17 protein-coding genes are annotated in these 19,702 nt (G+C 39.8%); 5 read left to right on the top strand and 12 right to left on the bottom strand.

Annotated features, from left to right (window positions below; all coding sequences use genetic code 11):
* Positions 1–41 precede the first annotated feature (41 nt).
* Together glgP and malQ are read right to left on the bottom strand one after the other, a co-directional pair.
* Positions 42–2,300 (bottom strand): glycogen/starch/alpha-glucan family phosphorylase, encoded by a 2,259-nt coding sequence (glgP, locus tag ACXYSK_RS06600; protein ID WP_458625467.1) that lies wholly within the window; start codon positions 2,298–2,300, stop codon positions 42–44.
* A 23-nt stretch (positions 2,301–2,323) separates the two neighbouring features.
* The gene (gene malQ / locus ACXYSK_RS06595; RefSeq protein WP_458625466.1) at positions 2,324–3,841 is read right to left on the bottom strand and encodes a 4-alpha-glucanotransferase; all 1,518 of its coding nucleotides are present in this window, start codon (positions 3,839–3,841) and stop codon (positions 2,324–2,326) included.
* Positions 3,842–4,257: 416 nt separating this feature from the next.
* On the opposite strand from malQ, the gene ACXYSK_RS06590 reads away from it, so the two are divergent.
* The 5 genes from ACXYSK_RS06590 (at position 4,258) to ACXYSK_RS06570 (ending at position 9,785) form a co-directional block, all read left to right on the top strand.
* Complete coding sequence (locus tag ACXYSK_RS06590) at positions 4,258–5,526, top strand: extracellular solute-binding protein (protein ID WP_458625465.1); 1,269 nt, start codon at positions 4,258–4,260, stop codon at positions 5,524–5,526.
* A gap of 122 nt (positions 5,527–5,648) precedes the next feature.
* Positions 5,649–6,938 carry a carbohydrate ABC transporter permease gene (locus ACXYSK_RS06585; protein WP_458625464.1) on the top strand — a complete coding sequence of 430 codons (1,290 nt, stop codon included), beginning with the start codon at positions 5,649–5,651 and terminating at the stop codon, positions 6,936–6,938.
* 1 nt (position 6,939) lies between these two features.
* On the top strand, positions 6,940–7,782 hold the full coding sequence (locus tag ACXYSK_RS06580; protein WP_006149616.1) for a sugar ABC transporter permease: 843 nt from the start codon (positions 6,940–6,942) through the stop codon (positions 7,780–7,782).
* 206 nt (positions 7,783–7,988) lie between these two features.
* Positions 7,989–8,789 (top strand): DUF1189 domain-containing protein, encoded by an 801-nt coding sequence (locus ACXYSK_RS06575; RefSeq protein WP_458625463.1) that lies wholly within the window; start codon positions 7,989–7,991, stop codon positions 8,787–8,789.
* A 9-nt stretch (positions 8,790–8,798) separates the two neighbouring features.
* Complete coding sequence (locus tag ACXYSK_RS06570; RefSeq protein WP_458625462.1) at positions 8,799–9,785, top strand: LacI family DNA-binding transcriptional regulator; 987 nt, start codon at positions 8,799–8,801, stop codon at positions 9,783–9,785.
* Positions 9,786–9,841: 56 nt separating this feature from the next.
* Here the strand turns inward: ACXYSK_RS06570 and ACXYSK_RS06565 are convergent, their stop codons facing one another.
* The 10 genes from ACXYSK_RS06565 to pgfS form a co-directional block, all read right to left on the bottom strand.
* Positions 9,842–10,783 (bottom strand): YitT family protein, encoded by a 942-nt coding sequence (locus ACXYSK_RS06565; RefSeq protein ID WP_458625461.1) that lies wholly within the window; start codon positions 10,781–10,783, stop codon positions 9,842–9,844.
* Positions 10,761–12,524: an aspartate--tRNA ligase gene (gene aspS, locus ACXYSK_RS06560; protein ID WP_458625460.1), complete on the bottom strand. Its 1,764-nt coding sequence runs from the start codon at positions 12,522–12,524 to the stop codon at positions 10,761–10,763. Before aspS ends, ACXYSK_RS06565 begins: the two co-directional genes overlap by 23 nt.
* A 137-nt stretch (positions 12,525–12,661) precedes the next feature.
* Positions 12,662–12,877: a hypothetical protein gene (locus ACXYSK_RS06555; RefSeq protein ID WP_045762551.1), complete on the bottom strand. Its 216-nt coding sequence runs from the start codon at positions 12,875–12,877 to the stop codon at positions 12,662–12,664.
* Positions 12,878–12,895: 18 nt separating this feature from the next.
* Positions 12,896–13,537 (bottom strand): lysostaphin resistance A-like protein, encoded by a 642-nt coding sequence (locus tag ACXYSK_RS06550; protein WP_458625459.1) that lies wholly within the window; start codon positions 13,535–13,537, stop codon positions 12,896–12,898.
* Positions 13,538–13,546: 9 nt separating this feature from the next.
* The gene (locus tag ACXYSK_RS06545; protein WP_458625458.1) at positions 13,547–14,248 is read right to left on the bottom strand and encodes a DUF3169 family protein; all 702 of its coding nucleotides are present in this window, start codon (positions 14,246–14,248) and stop codon (positions 13,547–13,549) included.
* 14 nt (positions 14,249–14,262) lie between these two features.
* Positions 14,263–14,613, bottom strand: coding sequence for a PspC domain-containing protein (locus tag ACXYSK_RS06540; protein ID WP_458625457.1), 351 nt, complete (start codon positions 14,611–14,613; stop codon positions 14,263–14,265).
* The gene (locus tag ACXYSK_RS06535) at positions 14,610–14,813 is read right to left on the bottom strand and encodes a hypothetical protein (RefSeq protein ID WP_458625456.1); all 204 of its coding nucleotides are present in this window, start codon (positions 14,811–14,813) and stop codon (positions 14,610–14,612) included. The genes ACXYSK_RS06540 and ACXYSK_RS06535 overlap by 4 nt, the downstream gene beginning before the upstream one ends.
* Complete coding sequence (locus tag ACXYSK_RS06530; protein WP_000916944.1) at positions 14,813–15,016, bottom strand: helix-turn-helix transcriptional regulator; 204 nt, start codon at positions 15,014–15,016, stop codon at positions 14,813–14,815. The genes ACXYSK_RS06535 and ACXYSK_RS06530 overlap by 1 nt, the downstream gene beginning before the upstream one ends.
* Positions 15,017–15,177: 161 nt before the next feature.
* Positions 15,178–18,141, bottom strand: coding sequence for a glycosyltransferase PgfM1 (gene pgfM1, locus ACXYSK_RS06525; RefSeq protein WP_458625455.1), 2,964 nt, complete (start codon positions 18,139–18,141; stop codon positions 15,178–15,180).
* A gap of 23 nt (positions 18,142–18,164) precedes the next feature.
* Positions 18,165–19,124: a glycosyltransferase PgfS gene (pgfS, locus tag ACXYSK_RS06520; RefSeq protein ID WP_458625454.1), complete on the bottom strand. Its 960-nt coding sequence runs from the start codon at positions 19,122–19,124 to the stop codon at positions 18,165–18,167.
* Between the last annotated feature and the right edge of the window lie 578 nt (positions 19,125–19,702).

The raw sequence follows: 19,702 nt of genomic DNA, 5'->3' as shown, positions 1-19,702 counted from the left end.
ATCTTTTTAGATGCGTTTTTTATAATCTAATGCAAAGAATCTTAGTTCAAGTGCCAGATATCTTCGTTGTACTGAGCGATTGTACGGTCAGATGAGAAGAATCCTGCTTTAGCAATGTTGACGATGACTTTATCCAACCATGCATCACGGTCTTCGTAGTCAGCAAGCATTTGCTCTTTAACTTTGATGTAGTCTTCCAAGTCAAGAAGAGTCATGAACCAGTCTTTGTTGATCAATTCGTTGTAAAGACGTTCCAAGCGCTCTTTCTTACCGACTGCAAGAACAGCATCGCTTACGATGAAGTCAACCAATGGTTTGATCGCTTTACGAGCGTAGAATTCGCTTGATTTGTATGCTGATTTCGCGTAAAGGTCGATAACAGTTTCTGAATCTTCACCGAAGATGTAGATGTTTTCGTCGCCAACCAACTCAGCGATTTCCACGTTAGCACCATCCATAGTACCAAGAGTCAAAGCTCCGTTCAACATGAATTTCATGTTACCAGTACCTGAAGCTTCTTTAGAAGCAAGTGAGATTTGTTCTGAGATATCACATGCTGGGATCAAGAAGCTTGCTGCAGTAACGTTGTAGTTTTCAACCATAACCACTTGTAAGTGTGGTGCTACTGCTGGATCGTTGGCAATCACTTCTGACAAGCAAAGGATCAAGTGGATGATGTCTTGAGCGATAGTGTAGGCAGGAGCTGCTTTACCACCAAAGAATACTGTGATTGGACGAGCAGGGATGTTACCAGCCTTGATGTCCAAGTATTTGTGGATGACATACAAAGCGTTCATTTGTTGGCGTTTGTACTCGTGAAGACGTTTGATTTGGATATCAAAGATAGAGTTTGTATTGATTTCCACACCTTGGTGCTCTTTCAAGTGACGAGCCAATTTACGTTTATTGTGAGCTTTGATGCTTTCCAATTTTTCTTTGACAGCAGCCTTGTCTTCGTATGAAAGAAGGTCTTCCAATTTAGAAGCTTCATGGTGCCATTCGCGTCCAAGAATCTCATCCAAGTAGTGAGACAATCTTGGGTTAGCATGCATGAGCCAACGACGGAAAGTAATACCGTTTGTTTTGTTGTTGAATTTTTCTGGGTAAATGTCGTAGAAAGCTTTCAACTCTGAGTTCTTCAAGATTTCAGTGTGAAGAGCCGCAACCCCGTTAACACTGTATCCGTAGTGGATATCCATGTGAGCCATATGAACACGTCCGCTCTCATCGATGATTTGAACTGCTGGATCTTTGTATTCTGCTTTAACACGGCGATCCAATTCTTCTATAATTGGTACCAAGTGAGGAACCACTTCTTCCAAGAATTCAAGAGGCCATTTTTCAAGGGCTTCAGCAAGGATTGTGTGGTTTGTGTAGGCAGTCATGCTACGAACGATAGAAATTGCTTCATCAAGTTCGATACCACGTTCAGTCAAAAGACGGATCAATTCAGGAATCACCATTGATGGGTGAGTATCGTTGATTTGTACAACTGCGTAGTCAGCAAGGTCATGCAAATTGCTTCCTTTTTCGATTGCTTCATCGATGATCAATTGTGCACCGTTTGAAACCATGAAGTATTGTTGGAAGATACGGAGCAATTCACCTTGTTTATCGCTATCGTCTGGGTAAAGGAAAAGAGTCAAGTTGCGAGCGATATCTGTCTTGTCAAAGTTGATACCATCTTTGATGATTGAAGAATCAACTGAATCCAAGTCAAACAAACGCAAACGGTTTTTGGTAGCTGTTTTGTAACCAGGTACATCGATATCGTAAAGAGTAGAAGTCAATGTGAAGTGTGCAAATGGTACTTGGTAGCTACGGCTTGAGCGAACCAACCAGTTTTGGTCAGTCAACCAAGCGTTAGGAATTGTTTCTTGTTGGTTGTTTTTAAGAACTTGTTGGAAAAGACCAAAGTGGTAGTTCAAACCAACACCGTCACCGTTCAAACCAAGTGTAGCGATTGAGTCGATAAAGCAGGCTGCCAAACGCCCCAAACCACCGTTACCAAGTGATGGTTCCAATTCTACTTCTTCGATTTCGATCAACTCTTTACCTGCGTCAGCAAGTTCTTTCTTAACATCGTCATAAAGACCAAGGTTAATCAAGTTGTTTGATAAGAGTTTCCCGATAAGGAACTCAGCTGAGATGTAGTAAACTTTTTTCTTACCAGTGTTGACTGGTTTTTGACTGCTAGCAATTTTGCTGTAGTTAAGAAGAGCAAGGTAAAGCTCTTCGTTACTACATTCTGCGATAGATTTATTGTAACGATTTTGTACAAATTCTTTTAATGGTAACATTTTTTGTGTCTCCTGATAATGTCTTATTTCTTTAATTCTACCAAATTTTCATTGATTCGGCGATAAATTGTAGTCAAGTCAAGCAAAGTTTCTTCGACAGCAGGAGTCAATTGATCCTCTGTCATACGCCATGACCAGTTTCCACCAAGAGTAGATGGGAAGTTCATACGAGCTGAACCATCCAACTCTAGCAAATCTTGCATAGTAGCGATAGTCATAAAGCTTACTGATGAGAAGGCTGTACGAAGCATAGCATGTACTACTGTTTCATATTCCTTGCGGTTTGTATAACGTGCCATGTACTCACGAGTTGGATCGTCAATCTCATCACGGTACCAACCAAGAACAGTGTTGTTATCGTGTGTTCCTGTGTACATAACTGAGTTGGCTGGTGCCAAGTGTGGGCTGTCGATACTTTCGTGTTCTGGGTTGAAGGCAAATTGAAGGACTTTCATTCCTGGGAATCCAGTGCGTTCACGTAGTTCAATAACTTCGTCAGTCATGAATCCAAGGTCTTCTGCGATGATGTTCAAGTCACCAAGCTCTTCTTTAACAGCTGCAAAGAGTTTGTAGTCAGGTCCTTTCACCCATTTACCAGGTGCCGCTGTTTTAGAACCAGCAGGGATTTCCCAGTAAGACTCAAATCCACGGAAGTGGTCGATACGAACGATATCGTAGATTTTGAAGCTTTCACGCAAGCGTTCAATCCACCATTTGTAGCCGTCTTTGTCCATTGCTTCCCAGTCATAGATTGGGTTACCCCAAAGCTGACCAGTTGCAGAAAATTCATCTGGTGGGCATCCTGCGATGCAAGTCGCCTTACCGTTGACATCTGTCTTGAAGAGATGTGGATTTGCCCACATATCGCTTGAATCTTCCGCTACATAGATAGGCATATCTCCGACAATTTCGATGTGGTTGTCATTAGCATATGCTTTCAATTTCAACCATTGTTGGAAGAAAAGGTATTGGGTTACGCGGTGGTAAACAAGCTTGTCAGCTAATTTCTCACGGTAGCTTTCAAGAGTTGAAGCTTTACGAGCACGAGCATCTGCATCTGGCCATTCTGTCCAAGCAAGATTATCAAAATGCTCCTTGATTGCCATATACTCTGCAAATAGTTCAAGCCATGATTGATTTTCTTGAGTAAATTTTTCGAAGTCTTTGACATCTCCGATTTCAAAGAAACGTTTAACTGCTTTCTCTAGAAGTGGACGACGTGCATAGTAGATTTTAGCGTAGTCAACTTCAGTTGGGTTGCTACCGAAGTCTACTCCCTCAAGATCACTTGCTTCCAACAAAGCTTGCTCTACCAAAATATCAAGGTCGATAAAATGTGTGTTGCCAGCAAAGGCTGAGAATGATTGGTAAGGAGAATCCCCATAGCTAGTTGTCCCCAAAGGAAGGATTTGCCAGTAGCGTTGCTTAGTGCGAACCAAGAAGTCAACGAAATCATAGGCGCTTTGACCAAATGATCCGATTCCGTATGCTCCTGGAAGTGATGAGATGTGCATCAACACACCGCTTTGACGTTTTTTCATATTAGCACCTCAAGTGTTTATATTGTTAATTACTTCAATTTTTGCGCAAACGTTTGCGCTAATTAAAGTATAACCCATTTCCAAAAGAAATGCAAGCGTTTTTAAAAAACTTTTTTTGATTTATTTATAATAACAAAAATAAAATTTACTATATTCACTCCTTCAAGATTAATAAAATTTCTCCAAAAATTGCGCAATCGTTTCCAATCGCCTATTTTCGAACATTTTCTTATTGTTTTTTAACTTTTTCTTCCTATTATATTGACAGTTTTCGGTTTTTCCTAATCTTTAGCTTTTTAAAATTTTTTCAAAAAATGCTTGCAACCGTTTTCTGTTTGTGCTATACTATGGTCATAAGGGAAAACGTTTGCGTTTCCTCGAAATTAAAATTTGTTATTCTTTAGGAGGAATACACTATGTCAACTAAATTCATGAAGAGCGCAGCTGTACTTGGTACTGCTACTCTTGCTAGCTTGCTTTTGGTAGCTTGCGGAAGTAAAACTGCAGATAAAGCTGCTGATTCATCTGCATCAGGAAGTCAAGAAATCACTTTCTACGTTGAAGATCAATATAAAGCCTTCGCTGAATCAGCTGCAAAAGCTTACGAAAAAGAATCTGGTGTAAAAGTTACTATTAAAACTGGTGACCAATTAGGTGGACTTGACAATCTTTCACTTGATAACCAATCAGGTAAAGCTGCTGATGTCATGATGGCACCATACGACCGTGTAGGTAGCCTTGGTACTGACGGACAACTTTCAGAAGTTACTTTGAGCGACGGTGCTAAAACAGACGACACTACTAAATCTCTTGTAACTGTTGGTGGTAAAGTTTACGGTGCTCCAGCCGTTATCGAATCACTTGTTATGTACTATAACAAAGATTTGATTAAAGAAGCTCCAAAAACATTTGCTGACTTAGAAAACCTTGCTAAAGATAGCAAATACGCTTTTGCTGGTGAAGAAGGAAAAACAACTGCTTTCCTAGCTGACTGGACTAACTTCTACTACGCATACGGACTTCTTGCAGGTAACGGTGCTTACGTATTTGGTGACAACGGTAAAAATCCTAAAGATATCGGTCTTGCTAATGACGGTGCTATCGCAGGTATTGAATACGCTAAAACTTGGTACGAAAAATGGCCTAAAGGTATGCAAGACACTGAAGGTGCTGCAAACTTGATCCAAACTCAATTCCAAGAAGGTAAAACAGCTGCAATCATCGACGGACCTTGGAAAGCTCAAGCATTCAAAGACGCTAAAGTGAACTACGGTGTTGCAACTATCCCAACTCTTCCAAACGGTAAAAACTACGCAGCCTTTGGTGGTGGTAAAGCTTGGATCATCCCATCAAGCACTAAAAACCTTGAAGGGGCTCAAAAATTTGTAGACTTCCTTGTTTCAACTGAACAACAAAAAGCATTCTACGATGCTACTAACGAAATCCCAGCGAACACTGAAGCTCGTGCTTACGCAGAAGGTAAAAAAGATGAGTTGACAACTGCCGTTATCGAACAGTTCAAGAACGCTCAACCAATGCCAAACATCTCTCAAATGTCAACAGTTTGGGACCCAGCTAAAACAATGCTCTTTGACGCTGTAAGCGGTAAGAAAGATGCTAAAACAGCTGCTAATGATGCTGTAACATTGATCAAAGAAACAATCCAACAAAAATTTGGTAACTAATTGATTGCTTCAAGGGGGATTATTTAAAGATCCCCCTTAATTTTTAGATATTTTGACAATGTTTCGGCAGCCTTGCTGATTATCATCGAGCCCAGAGCTCGTATCTTATGAAAGGAGCACTCATGGAACAACAACCAAAAAAAGCAGCCTTGCTTTCATTGATTCCTGGGTTGGGACAAATCTACAACAAACAAAAAGCTAAAGGTTTTATCTTCCTTGCTGTAACAGTAGCTTTCGTCCTCTATTTTATAGTACTTGCAGCACCTGAATTGAGCAACTTAATCACTCTTGGTGAGAAACCTGGTCGTGATAACTCTCTCTTCATGTTGATTCGTGGTGCATTTCACTCTATCTTTGTAATTGTTTATCTAGCATTCTATATTTTCAATATTAAAGACGCTCATACGATTGCAAAACGTATCAATAATGGCATTCCTGTCCCATTGACATTGAAGGATATGATTAAAGGAATCTATGAAAATGGGTTCCCATACTTACTCATCATCCCATCTTATGTTGCCATGACATTTGCTATCATCTTCCCAGTTATTGTAACCTTGATGATTGCCTTTACCAACTATGATTTCCAACATTTACCACCAAATAAATTGTTGGATTGGGTTGGATTGACTAATTTCACAAACATCTGGAGCTTGAGTACTTTCCGTTCAGCCTTCGGTTCTGTTCTTTCTTGGACTATTATCTGGGCTTTATCTGCATCTACTTTGCAAATCGTACTCGGTATCTTTACAGCTATTATTGCTAACCAACCATTCATCAAAGGGAAACGTATCTTTGGTGTTATCTTCCTTCTTCCTTGGGCTGTTCCAGCCTTCATCACTATCTTGACATTCTCAAACATGTTTAACGATAGTGTCGGAGCTATCAATACTCAAGTTATCCCTCTCTTTGCTAAGTTTCTTCCTTTCTTAGATGGCGTTCTTATTCCTTGGAAGACAAACCCAACTTGGACTAAAATTGCCTTGATTATGATGCAAGGTTGGCTTGGATTCCCTTATATCTATGTCTTGACTCTCGGTATCCTTCAGTCTATTCCAAATGACTTGTATGAAGCAGCTTATATCGATGGTGCAAACGCTTGGCAAAAATTCCGCAACATTACTTTCCCAATGATTTTGGCTGTTGCGGCACCTACTTTGATCAGCCAATACACCTTCAACTTCAACAACTTCTCTATCATGTACCTCTTCAATGGTGGTGGTCCTGGTAGTGTCGGTGGTGGAGCTGGTTCAACCGACATCTTGATCTCATGGATCTACCGTTTGACAACTGGTACAGCTCCTCAATACTCTATGGCAGCTGCCGTTACCTTGATTATTTCAATCATTGTCATCTCTATTTCTATGATTGCATTCAAGAAACTACACGCATTTGATATGGAGGATGTCTAAGATGAATAACTCAATCAAACTCAAACGTAGACTGACTCAAACCCTCACTTACCTCTACTTGATCGGACTTTCAATCGTCATTATCTATCCACTTTTAATCACGATTATGTCAGCCTTCAAGGCTGGTAACGTAGTGGCCTTTAAACTCGACAGCAATGTCAACTTTAGTCTTGATAACTTCAAAGGACTCTTTACAGAAACCTTGTACGGTACATGGTACCTTAATACTTTGATCATTGCTTTAATCACAATGGTCGTTCAGACAAGTATTATCGTACTTGCTGGTTATGCCTACAGCCGTTACAACTTCTTGGCTCGTAAGCAAAGTTTGGTCTTCTTCTTGATTATCCAAATGGTACCTACAATGGCCGCTTTGACTGCCTTCTTCGTTATGGCACTCATGTTGAACGCCCTTAACCATAGCTGGTTCCTCATCTTCCTCTATGTCGGTGGTGGTATCCCTATGAACGCTTGGTTGATGAAAGGTTACTTTGACACCGTACCAATGTCTCTTGATGAGTCTGCAAAACTTGATGGTGCAGGACACTTCCGCCGCTTCTGGCAAATCGTTCTCCCTCTTGTTCGCCCAATGGTTGCTGTACAAGCACTCTGGGCCTTCATGGGACCTTTCGGAGACTATATCCTCTCTAGTTTCTTGCTTCGTGAAAAAGAATACTTTACAGTTGCCGTTGGTCTACAAACCTTCGTCAGCAATGCGAAGAACTTGAAGATCGCCTACTTCTCAGCAGGTGCTATCCTCATTGCTCTTCCAATCTGTACACTCTTCTTCTTCTTGCAAAAGAACTTCGTTTCAGGACTTACAAGCGGTGGCGACAAGGGGTAATATACCCTCGCCACCCTTTTTCTTTTTGAACTTGTAACTAGATTGTCTGATGAGAAATCGAGCTTATCGAGAAAGCCTTCTTGTTTGTTTGTGAACAGATGTTAACAAACATTCACTTTTACCAAGGATTCTACTATCCCCGCTTGAAATAAAACCCATTTCTCTATATAATACTCGTATAGAAAAATGCCTATAGAAAGAGATTTATGTTACCATATCCGTTTTCTTATTTTAATAGTATTTGGGGATTCCGTAAGCCCCTCTCTCATCGTTTTGGTCTAAACTGGTTTCAACTGATTTTTACCAGTATATTCTTGATTAGCTTGTCTATGGTTCCTATTGCCATCCAGAACAGTTCTCAGGAAACCTATCCTTTAGAGACGTTCATCGATGATGTCTATGCTCCATTTACGGACGAAGTCGTTCAGGATCTAGCTACCAATGCTCAGATTGTAGATGGAAAACTAAGCTATACGGGGGCAACTCCTCATCAAGCTTCTGTTCAAATTGGAGATACTTCTAGTTCAAGTTTCCCTGGGGAATTACTTCTTCATTTTGAACCTGAGCAACTCGTCATCAGCAAGCAAGGAAAAGAACTAACCAGCATTCGCTATCATGCGATCACGACTGAAAGTTTCCAAAACAAGGAAAGCTTAACACAAGCCATTTCTAAAGACTGGTACCAACAGAATCGTGTCTATATTAGCCTCTTTCTTGTGCTGGGTTCTAGTTTTCTCTTTGGACTTAATTTTTTCATTGTCGCTCTAGGTTCTAGCCTCTTGCTCTACTTTACGAAAAAATCACGTCTCTTCTCATTTAAAACCTATAAAGAGTGCTATCATTTCATCTTGAACTGTTTAGGATTACCAACTTTGCTTGCCATGATTCTCGGTCTCCTAGGCCAAAACATGTCAACTTTGATTACTATTCAAAATATTTTATTTGTTCTGTACCTGGTCACTATCTTTTACAAAACGCATTTTCGTGATCCAGACTACCATAAGTAGGAGATTATTATGCCTGTTACGATTAAAGACGTGGCCAAGGCTGCAGGGGTTTCACCCTCAACCGTAACCCGTGTTATTCAAAACAAATCAACCATTAGCGATGAGACAAAAAAACGAGTTCGCAAGGCAATGAAAGAACTCAACTACCATCCCAATCTCAATGCGCGAAGCTTAGTTAGCAGCTACACCCAGGTCATTGGTTTGGTTCTTCCAGACGACTCTGATGCTTTCTATCAAAACCCTTTCTTTCCTTCTGTTCTGAGAGGGATTGCACAGGTTGCCTCAGAAAATCACTATGCCATTCAGATTGCGACTGGTAAGGATGAAAAAGAGCGTTTAAACGCCATTTCACAAATGGTCTACGGAAAACGTGTGGATGGGCTTATCTTCTTGTACGCTCAAGAAAATGATCCCTTGGTGCAATTAGTTGTCGATGAGCAATTTCCTTTCCTCATTCTTGGAAAATCACTTTCTCCTTTCATTCCGCTTGTTGATAATGATAACATCCAAGCCGGATTTGATGCGACCGAATATTTCATCAAAAAAGGATGCAGTCGCATTGCTTTCATTGGTGGTACCAAGAAGCTCTTCGTTACCCAGGACCGTCTGACAGGTTACGAGCAAGCACTTCAAGAACACAATCTACCTCTTGATAGTCACCGTACCTTCTTTGCAGACGAGTTTCTAGAAGAAAAGGGCTATAACTTTAGTAAACAACTCTTCAAACACGATCCTCAGACCGATGCCATTATCACGACTGACAGCCTTTTAGCTGAAGGAGTTTGCAACTACCTTAGCGAACACAATCTCAATATTCCTGTTCTCAGCTTTGACTCTGTAAACCCGAGATTAAATCTAGCAGCCTACGTGGACATTAACAGTCTATCACTTGGCCGAACTTCATTTGAAACCATTCTTCAAATCATTAATGATGTCAAGGAAAATCGTCAAATCTGCTATCGTCAGGTGATTGCACATGAAATCATTGAAAAATAAGAAAAACCAACTCTCTATTTTGAGTTGGTTTTTTTGTATTCTATTTACCTGAACAACTAGTTTTCAACTTCGACAAATCGTCCAAGAATATGGACATTTTCTGAGACAGATACAAAGGCTGTCGGATCAACTTGTTTCATAATCTGTTTAAAATCATTGAACTCTGCACGAGTGATAACTGTAATCAAAACCGCCTTACGCTCGTGGTTATAGGTTCCCTCCGCATCATGGATCATCGTTGCCCCACGGTGCAATTTATTGTGGATCTTCTCAATCACTGCATCTGGATTGCTAGTAACGATCATAGCCTGCATGCGTTTTTGTTTGGTGAAAACTGCATCTGTTACACGACTTGAGACAAAGATAGTAATCATAGAATAGAGAGCATATTTCCAACCAAAGGTCAATCCTGCAATCAGCATAATTGTACCGTTCACTAAGAAGGAGATACTACCGACGTTTCGGCCTGTTTTCTTACGAATGGTCAGGCTGACAATATCTGTTCCACCGCTGGAAATATTATGACGTAGAGCAAAGCCGATTCCCAGTCCCATAACGACACCGCCAAAAAGGGCATTGATGATCGGGTCCTCTGTTAAGACTACCACTGGCATAAACTGGATAAAGAGTGAGCTCATGGATACCGTGATAAAGGTGAAAATCGTAAACTTATGTCCAATTTGGTACCAGGCTAAAATCATGAGTGGGATATTGATAGTGTAAAAGGCTACTGATATCGGGAAATAAAAGCCAAACCAGTGTTTACTAAGCGCAGAAATGATCTGAGCTAAACCTGTTGCTCCACTTGAATAAACATGCCCTGGTTGGAAGAAAAAATTGACGGCTACTGCTGATAGAAAACCATATACCAGAGAAGCTGATATTTTTTCATCGTATTTTTCTCGGGAGATACCTTGCAAAACACGCAAAATCTTCACCCGATAAGCAAAGCGGCGCAGATAATGATGCCACTTTTTAGTTAGTTTCGTTTGTTTCATCTTGTTCTACTTGTAGATTAAGTTCCTCTAATTGTTTAAGAGCTACTGTTGATGGTGCTTGCGTCATTGGGTCAGTTGCCTTGTTGTTCTTAGGAAAGGCAATCACTTCACGGATATTATCTTCTCCAGCTAAGAGCATGACAAAGCGGTCAAGTCCGATAGCCAAGCCACCGTGTGGTGGGAATCCATAGTCCATAGCTTCCAAAAGAAAACCAAACTGATCATTGGCCTCTTCTGCTGAGAAGCCAAGAGCTTTGAACATACGTTCTTGGAGTTCTTTTTGGTTGATACGAAGGCTACCACCACCAAGTTCATAACCATTCAAGACGATATCGTAGGCAATGGCACGAACCTTGGCCAAATCTCCTTCAAGTTCATGAGCTGTTTCTGCTTGAGGAAGGGTAAATGGATGGTGGGCACTCATGTAACGACCTTCTTCTTCTGACCATTCAAACATTGGCCAGTCAACAACCCAGAGGAAGTTGAATTTGTCATTATCAATCAGGCCTAGTTCCTTCGCAATACGTCCACGAAGGGCACCAAGTGTTGCATTAGCTACTTCAAGCGTATCTGCTACAAAGAGAACCAAGTCCTTATCTTCAAGACTAAGTGCTCTTGTCAAATCTTCCTGAATACCAGTCAAGAATTTAGCAACTGGACCGTTTAATTCACCGTCAACAATCTTGACCCAAGCCAAACCTTTAGCCCCATACTGCTTGGCTACTTCTGTCATCTTGTCGATGTCTTTACGTGAGTAGTTATCTGCTGCACCTTTGACGACAATGGCTTTGACGGCAGGTGCTTCTGAAAAGACTTTGAAATCAACACCCTTGACAACCTCTGTCAAGTCTTGAAGCAACATTTCAAAACGAGTGTCCGGTTTGTCAGAGCCATAAAGAGCCATGGCATCATCGTACTTCATACGAGGGAATGGCAGTGTCACTTCAATGCCCTTTGTTTCCTTCATCACGCGCGCAATCAAGCCTTCTGTGATATCTTGGATTTCTTGTTCAGTAAGGAATGAAGTTTCCAAGTCGACCTGAGTAAACTCTGGTTGGCGGTCTCCACGCAAGTCTTCATCACGGAAACATTTGACGATTTGGTAGTAACGGTCAAATCCCGCATTCATCAACAACTGTTTTGTGATCTGCGGACTTTGAGGAAGAGCGTAAAAATGCCCTTTATTGACACGAGATGGCACCAAATAGTCACGCGCTCCTTCTGGTGTTGACTTAGAAAGGAATGGTGTTTCCACATCGATAAATTCCAACTCATCCAAGTAGTTACGGATCGAATGCGTTACCTTGGCGCGAAGTTTAAGATTTTCCAACATTTCTAGGCGACGAAGGTCAAGGTAACGATAACGTAGACGTGTATCATCGTTCGCCTCAATGCCATCCTTGATTTCGAATGGTGTTGTTTTAGCTGTATTAAGCACAGTAAGAGCTGTTACATTCAATTCAACCGCTCCAGTCGCCAACTTGTCATTTGCTTGCTCACGTGCAGCAACTTGTCCAGTCACCTCGATAACATATTCGCTACGAAGGCTTTCAGCTGTTACCATCACCTCTGCAGATACTTTTTCTGGATTTATGACCAACTGCATGATCCCTTCGCGGTCACGAAGGTCGATAAAGATCAAACCGCCCAAGTCACGACGACGGGAAACCCAGCCTTTCAAGGTAATTTCTTGTCCGATGTGCTCCTCACGAACACGACCAGCATACATACTACGTTTCATGTTTTCTCTCCTCTTTTATTCTGTTACTATTTTACCATAAAAGCACAGGCTCTTCATGAAAATCATCAGAAAAGTTGAGAGAATCCTCTCATAAATGAAAAAATCCAGCAAAATTATTCGCTGGATTTAGTATTTCTTTATTTTTTACGCTTTTCCGCAATCTCTGCCGCCTTTTTAGGGAGAACAATCTCCGTTGCATAAGCTGTCGCAAATCGCATAATACCTGCAATTGGTGCAAAGATAACTGCTAGATAGTTATAAAAGAAATCCCCTTTAAAAGCATAGGCAAGCGCTCCAATGATAAAGAAGAGAACAACTGCCTGAATGACTGCTAATAATAGTACTCGTTTCATAATTTCCTCCTGAGTCTATTATAGCATCATTATCATGACAAATGAAATTAAATTATTTAAGGCATGCAATCCCATACTATAAGCCAGACCACCCTTGTTGATATAAGCCAAGCCCATACTAAGACCAAGTGAAGCATAAACTAGGAACTGTAGTGGAGTTCCAGGAAAATGAACGAGGGCAAAGATGATGCTTGTTACTAGTAGAAAGAGAGCTATCTGCTTGATGTTATCCTGTTGAGGGAAGACATAACGAGCTAGCATACCTCTAAAAGTTAACTCTTCTGTCAGGGGTGCAAAGACAACTATCATGAAGAAAGCGAAGAGAGGTTGATTATGAGTCAATTCTTCTGCCGTCTGTTGATTGACTGATGGATCATTTGGCAAAAAGAATTGGGCAACAATGACAAGGGCCCATACCAAGGCAGGCAACCAGATGTATTTGTTAAGGGCTGTTTTTTCAATCGTAACGGTTCCTGTCTTATACCACTTGTAGGTAACGAAGGTGAAGATTCCTGCTAATAAGACATAAACAGGGACAGCAACGTAGTCAGGTGCTCCCATCATCAAGGCAGCTAAACCTACACCCTGAATGAAACTATAGACCATAATAAATGATAAGAAAGTAAGACTATACCAGCCAATATTTTTAAGTGTTTTCATAAGATTCTCCTATTTGAAATAACGTTTTGTTTTACGCAACTGTGCAACATTCGTGTACAAATGGATGACAACTGCTACGAGCAGAGCAACCAACTGTACTTGTCCTAATACTAGAGATAGCACGACTAAGACAACATAGATACCAGGAATGAGGAGCTGATTGACCTTGAATAAGATCAAGTAAGCTTCTTCCATCTCAGCCTGCTTTTCTCCCTCATCATAAGTATCCAGGTATTCCAAAACTTCCTTAGGAGTCGCCATAACAGAAAGTTTGTAGTTACGGATCTTGCTAGTGATTTTGAGACAGTAAGCACCCGACCAGATACCTGCAACTATCAAAAGTAAGGACGCTGCTGATGGGCCTAAAGCTCCCAAATCTATCAGTAGGCAGGATAGCATACTAATTTGGCAAACATTCCAAGCTACCGTACCATAATCTAAGAAACGATACATAGCAAGATAGTCTTGTTCGTTTTCTTCGTCCTCTTCTTCTTTTTGATAACTCTGATAAGCCTGATGACTTTTTCTAGTGAAATAAAATGTTAGGATTGCCGTAATCAGCCCTAGACCAAGAAAGAGTGATTTCAAGGCAACGACTACTTGAGCTTGACTGATACCTAAAGGATTAAGACCAAGGAATCCAGCAAATATTCCTAATAAAACACTTGCAATAAAAATCTTCAGTACAAAAATGATATGTTTCTTTTCCATCTTTTAACCTCTTTCTAAAACAAGCCAGACAACCACTGACCAAGTGCTTTACCTGATTCAAAAATAGCTGTCAATCCTTCTGTTCCAAGTGACACCAAAAGCAAACAAACAGCAAGTAAGAGAAAAGCTTGGTTTCTAGCTTTTTTTGCTCCATCCCCCAAGGGTTCATTGCCAAGCCAACCTGCTAGATAAGCATAGAGGGTCACTGTTATAATCCCCATCTCCGTCGAAGAGAGAAACAACAAGATTGTCGCCAAACGAACGATATTGGATTGAATGTTAAAATAATTTCCTAAACCTGCACAAACACCTGCAAGTGCTTTGTTCTCAGTATCTACTTGAAAACCTGCTAAAAACTCTTTCATAACTTTTCTCCTTTTACAATCTTTTTGACTTTTATCTTTCTCTCTACCCATCTAAAGACTAGTAGTAAAATAATATTTATCCAGAAGAGATACTTATTTTGAACAATCGTAAACCAACCAAATAGGGCTCCAATCATAACAAAGATATTTGCAATAAATACAAGAATACTAACGTAATAAATCACTTTATACTTGTTCATCACTCATCCTCCTCTAATCGAAAGACCGACTCGACCGGCTCATGGAATATCTGAGCAATCTTCAGGGCGATGACGATGGATGGAGTATACTCATCCCGTTCTAGCAAACTGATGGTTTGCCTGGACACGCCAGCTAGTTTGGCCAGCTCGGTTTGGTTCAGGCCATCGCGAGCCCGAAGCTCCTTTAGACGATTTTTTAGCATGTCTTTTTTCTCCTTTGTTCTTATCTTGATTTCATTGTAACACATCTTTTTATTTTTGACAAACATATTTGTCAAAAAGTTTAAGATTTTTGTCATTTTGTAAAAGAAAAAGGTCAGGAATGGTATCCTGACCGTATTTTTTATAGTTGATAAAAGATTGCTTAGTCAGCTGATGGAGCGTCTTGACTTTCTTTCAGCTGGTTTTTATCATCCTTTTTGTAATCTCTTCTGATGATATACAAAGTTGATAGACTGATGAGAGTTAGTAGAGCTCCTGTAATCCTTCCTTTTTGAGAGAAAACAAATTCTACCTTATGTTGTCCGGAAGTAATCGGGAAGGAAATAAAACTGTTCCAAGCTTTTGTCACAGGAACATACTTACCGTCAACTTTCACTTTCCAACCTTCACTATAAGGGATGGAAGTCATCATATATTTACTGTCGTCCGTGATATTCACTGAACCGACGATATAAGTATTTGAGAATTTCTCAACTTGTAGGCCTTGTGCCTTCCGTTTTTCTAAAGCACTTTGAATTTGACTGATCTCTGCACGATAAACACCTGCGTTTGAAAGGTCAACTTTATCAGTTTTAAAACGGAACTCAAGTACAGATTCTTGATCAACTGCATTATCTGCGATTTGCCAGAGTTGACGTTGCGTGTTTCTCTTAGAATGAGTAAACCACTTGCCATTTAAGAGGACTGAGTAATCTTTTTCTGAATTTAGACTTGCAGGCACAAAGAAGTAATAAGTCAAGTCTGTTCGAGGAGTAATTCGGTAACGAACCACTGCATCTTTAGAAGAGTCCACACGCTTGTAGACTGCAGTTCCCTTTTCTTTGTCAACATTTTCCTCTGTAAGATTTTCTGTCTCAACATCTCCGTAGGCTAGAGGTTTGAAGTAGTCGAGGTAGTTTTCCTCGCCTTTTTTCACACCTTCCATGGAGTTGAGGATGATGTTTTGATTTTGAATAGCGTTATTCTTACCAAAGTTGATATTTCTTACCAAATCATTTGTTCCATAGGCTAATGGGAAAGAATTTGGATTTTCGTACACAATATAGCGCTCATCCTCATAGACCTTACTCGTGAAATAACGGCGCATGTCAAAACGGCTGGCAAAACGAGTGAAATACATTCTCTCAGGATGAGCTTCTTTCTCAGCAGGTTCCAGATCCTTGATATCCATATAATAGCGAACCCCGTATAAGGCATCTGTTAACAAGGTCCCATTTTCATACTCAGTTGCTGCGTTAATCCCTTGGTCCCCCATGTAAGCAAATTGATCCATGGTTGTACGCTCTAAGCTCGAACTAAAGGTACTTAGACCTGGGTAAGACACAAGTGACGGCACTGTTTTTGAATAGGCAAAAGTAGTAGCGATTCGATAGAATGGTTGATCTGCTTGTTTTTGAACATCATCTGTGACCTGTTTTACAGATACTGTTGCATCAACAAATTTATCTACGTCTGCATAACCAAAGGTCACTTGAGAAAGATAAGCATTATAGCCTAATTCAAAGATTGTTAGGGCAGACAAGGACAGTATTGCCAATCTGGTCATTCTTGTGCGCAGTAAGAAGATAACTGCCAAATAGACCAACAAGGTTAAGACAACCTGAGATAAGAGATAACCTGTTTGGAGAAGAATGCCTAAAAGAAGTACGATAGAGCCAGCTATCAAGAGTACGATTTTTTTTACTTGAGGAGCTTTACGAGAACGACTCCAATAGAGGTAAGAAAAAGCACCTAAAATTGCTGCTAGTAAAATCCAAAATACGATGAAGTTCTTTGATAGGAATTGAGTCAAAGCTTCAGGTTGAGTTTTTGGAAGATAGGTGAATTTCTTTGTATAGAGATAAATTGCTGATAAAACCAACAATACGGCCGAAAGTAACTTTCCTCTGCGAGAAATTTCTACTTGCCCTTTCACTACTTGATAGGCTAAAACAAGCATAAAGAACGAGAATAACCATGAGAAACGGAAGAAGAATCCAGCTGGATTTTGTCCCATATGCCATATTTTACTTACAAATTCATTAACAAAGGAAATCAAGAAGATGAGGGTGACAGCACCTGCAGCCCAACGTTTTTCATTAGCTATCTGTTTCGATGTAAAGTAAAGGATGAAACCAATGAATCCTAAAGCACCGATGTAGATATTTGGGAGGTTAGGTCCAGCCGACCAACCAGAAGTCGTATCAAAGCCACCGATAGCAAGCTTCGATAGGATATCCACAGGATTAATTTGAAAGGCAAAAGAGAACCTCATGGCATCTCCAACCTGCCCCTTGCTCTCAAGAAGATTGTAAAAGACTGGCACAATTAGTACCGAAGCTGTTGCAACTCCAAGGACGGAGAAGGCAAATGTTTTTACCAAAGGACTCAAGAAGTGTTTTAGTTTTTGTTTCAGAGTTCCCTGGATAGAGAGACGTGGCGAAACATAATAGCAAGAGTATAGGACGATAAAAATCGAAATCATATACCCCATATAGAATTGAAGAAAGACCGTTAGTCCTAAAATAAAAGCATAGCGATAGGGTCTTCCACCATCCAAGATCTCTTCCAGATAGATGATAACAAGCGGTAGCATGATCATGGCATCATAGAAAATGACGTTCATCTGATAGGAAACGAGCATTCCTGAAAGAGCATAGGCTGTTGCAAACAAAGGTACCAACCACATACGTGATTCTGCACCCTTATAGCGCTTGATCAGAAAATGAGAGAAAGAAAGTCCGATTGCGCCGTATCTGAGCCAAATAGTTAGAAAGACTGCTAAACCATAGTGTTTGAAGGGGATAATAATATAAAAAATATTAAAAGGACTCATTAAGTAATAGCCTAAAACCCCTATCATATCTCCACCGAGAGATTTCGTAAAGGAGTAGGTTAGACTGCTTAAATCACCAGTAAGTACCGCATTCTTAAGTAAGCCAAAAAAACTGATATACTGCTGACCAAAGTCAACTGCCATCAGACTTTTATTCCCAAAGGGATAGCTACCCATGAAGAACCAAACAACCAACATGATGGTCATTGGTAATAAGGCACTCATCGTATAAAGCAAGGCTTTGGGATGTTTTCCCTTCAACTCTTGCCAACACTTTAACCACTTATTCATGATTGATTTCTCCTAATGTCATTTTAACCGATCTTATCTTTTTCAGCTTGGTCAATATTGCTTTTCGCGATGACAAAGTGAGGACGTTGTTTCACCTCATAATAAATCTTTCCAATATACTCTCCAAGTACACCGATGAAGATCAATTGCACACTACTAAACAAGATAATCGCTGCTATTGTCGTGAAATAGCCACTCGTATAGTCTGAAGAAAAGATAAATTTGCAAAACTCATACACAATGTAGAGCAGAGACAGAACCATACTGACAAATCCAAATTGGATACAGATTCTGAGCGGACGATCGTTAAATGAGATAATTCCCTGGAAAGCATAATTCATAGACTTTTTAAAGCCGAATTTACTTTTTCCTGCTATACGCACTTCATTTTTATAAGGGATAACCTTCTCTTTAAAACCAATCCACTCATAAAGCCCTTTGTTGAAACGATTATACTCTGGAAGGGAAACAAATACATCCACAGCTCTCTTGCTTAGGAGACGTAATTCTGATTTCCCGTCTGTTAACTTGACATCCATGGAGTGGTTAGAAAATTTATAAAAGCTACGAGCAAAGAAACTTCCTACGAAAGACTCTCCTTCTCGACTTCTCTGACCACTGACAATATCATAACCTTCTTTATAAGCATCTACAAAGAGGGGAATCAGATAAGGCGGATGTTGCAAGTCACCATCCATCACCATAACTGCATCGCCAGTTGAATACTTAAAACCAGCAAGAATTCCACTCTCACGTCCAAAGTTTCTGCTAAAGCTGATATACTTGACCCGCGGGTTTTCGTTTGCAATAGCATTAATTAGTTCTAAAGTACTATCGCTACTACCATCATCCACATAGAGAATTTCGTAATCAGATAGTTGTTCCGATAATATCATGCTCTCTAACTGTTCCGAAATAGCTTTATGCGTTTGAGCTAGAACTAATTCTTCGTTTAATAGAGTGATAAGAATTGATAGTTTCATCTAAATGCTCCATTTATTATATAATTTATAGTTTGTTGTAACATCTTATTTGTTGGCAATCAATTTACCAGTAATTGAGTCATTAATTTCAAAAATTTTAGATTTGATACCCATTGGAGAAACTATGTTAATTTCTGCTGTATCTCCAGCTTTAACTTTTTTACCTCTTAAACAAATTTTGCATTCTGACAGAAACTATACAATGAGACAACCAGCCCTGTCAAATCTCCACCTTTGTTATTTTAAATTATAAATTCTGTGATAACATCCACTTGTTTAGATGTGTCAATTTGCTTCTTACCAACTGACACCACAAAAACATAATCAATAAAATCAATGACAAATAAAATTATCATTTTTAAAACTGATTATATCATATTTATTTATTATTGCAAGTGATTAAAAGTATCTAAATAATTCTTTCTTCAATTGATTTTTTTCAATATAGTTTTAGATTTTTTATAACTTTAAAATACATAAATTATTCTTTAAATAGAATCTCAGAATAAGCAAATCATATTTGTACTTTTGTACATATATACATAGTTTATTATAATATTTAAAGAAAGAGCTTGACT

Source organism: Streptococcus sp. V919 (genome assembly GCF_054353475.1).
Note: the sequence above shows the minus strand (reverse complement) of the source record. Positions and strands in the feature narration are given on the sequence as shown.